Source organism: Pseudomonas sp. K5002 (assembly GCF_013386655.1).
Classification (GTDB): domain Bacteria; phylum Pseudomonadota; class Gammaproteobacteria; order Pseudomonadales; family Pseudomonadaceae; genus Aquipseudomonas.
Genome location: NZ_JACARK010000997.1, coordinates 1 through 1375, shown reverse-complemented (window position 1 = coordinate 1375; position 1375 = coordinate 1). Strand labels below are relative to the sequence as shown.

The 1375-nt window shown below is 61.8% G+C and carries 2 protein-coding genes; both read left to right on the top strand.

Annotation, left to right across the window (positions count from 1 at the left end; genetic code table 11):
- Window positions 1–884: 3-isopropylmalate dehydrogenase (gene leuB / locus HX846_RS32345; RefSeq protein WP_178966964.1), on the top strand; the 884-nt coding region annotated here is incomplete at its 5' end.
- A 64-nt stretch (window positions 885–948) separates the two neighbouring features.
- A partial coding sequence (locus HX846_RS32340) for an aspartate-semialdehyde dehydrogenase (RefSeq protein WP_178966963.1) occupies window positions 949–1375 on the top strand: 427 nt, incomplete at its 3' end.

The window sequence follows — 1375 nt, the reverse complement described above, 5'->3', positions numbered from 1 at the left end:
ACGCTGTGCTGCTGGGCGCCGTGGGTGGCCCGAAATGGGACAAGATCGAACGTGACATCCGCCCTGAGCGCGGCCTGCTGAAGATCCGTGCGCAACTGGGCCTGTTCGGCAACCTGCGCCCGGCGATCCTTTACCCGCAACTGGCGGACGCTTCCAGCCTGAAGCCGGAAATCGTCGCCGGCCTGGACATCCTGATCGTCCGCGAACTGACCGGCGGTATCTACTTCGGCTCGCCACGGGGCGTGCGCGAGTTGGAAAATGGCGAGCGTCAGGCCTACGACACCCTGCCGTACAGCGAGAGTGAAATCCGCCGTATCGCCCGTGTCGGTTTCGACATGGCCCGTGTGCGTGGCAAGAAGGTCTGCTCGGTGGACAAGGCCAACGTATTGGCGTCCAGCCAGCTGTGGCGTGAAATCGTCGAGGAAGTCGCCAAGGACTACCCGGACGTCGAGCTGAGCCACATGTACGTCGACAACGCCGCCATGCAGCTGGTGCGTGCACCGAAGCAGTTCGACGTGATCGTCACCGACAACCTGTTCGGCGACATCCTGTCCGACCAGGCCTCGATGCTTACCGGTTCCATCGGCATGCTGCCGTCGGCGTCCCTGGATGCCAACAACAAGGGCATGTACGAGCCGTGCCACGGTTCGGCGCCGGACATCGCCGGGCAGGGCATTGCCAACCCGTTGGCGACCATTTTGTCGGTGTCGATGATGCTGCGTTACAGCTTCAACCTGACCGACGCCGCGGATGCCATCGAGCAGGCCGTGAGCCTGGTGCTCGACCAGGGCCTGCGCACTGGCGACATCTGGTCCCAGGGTTGCACCAAGGTCGGTACGCAAGAAATGGGCGACGCAGTAGTCGCCGCGCTGCGGAATCTGTAATCTCTCGGGCCCGCTTGCAGATGTTGCTGCAAGGCGGCCCACTTTTGAACAAGGTGTAGTTGCGATGAAACGTGTAGGTCTGATCGGTTGGCGCGGTATGGTCGGTTCCGTGCTCATGCAGCGGATGCTGGAAGAGCAGGATTTCGATCTTATTGAGCCGGTGTTTTTCACCACCTCCAATGTAGGTGGTCAAGGGCCGTCCGTGGGCAAGGACATTGCTCCGCTCAAGGACGCCTACAACATTGAAGAACTGAAGACCCTCGACGTCATTCTGACCTGCCAGGGTGGCGACTACACCAGCGAAGTCTTCCCCAAGCTGCGCGAAGCCGGCTGGCAGGGTTACTGGATCGACGCCGCTTCCAGCCTGCGCATGCAGGATGACGCGGTGATCGTGCTGGACCCGGTCAACCGCAAGGTGATCGACCAGCAACTGGACGCGGGCACCAGGAACTACATCGGCGGCAACTGCACCGTCAGCCTGATGCTGATGG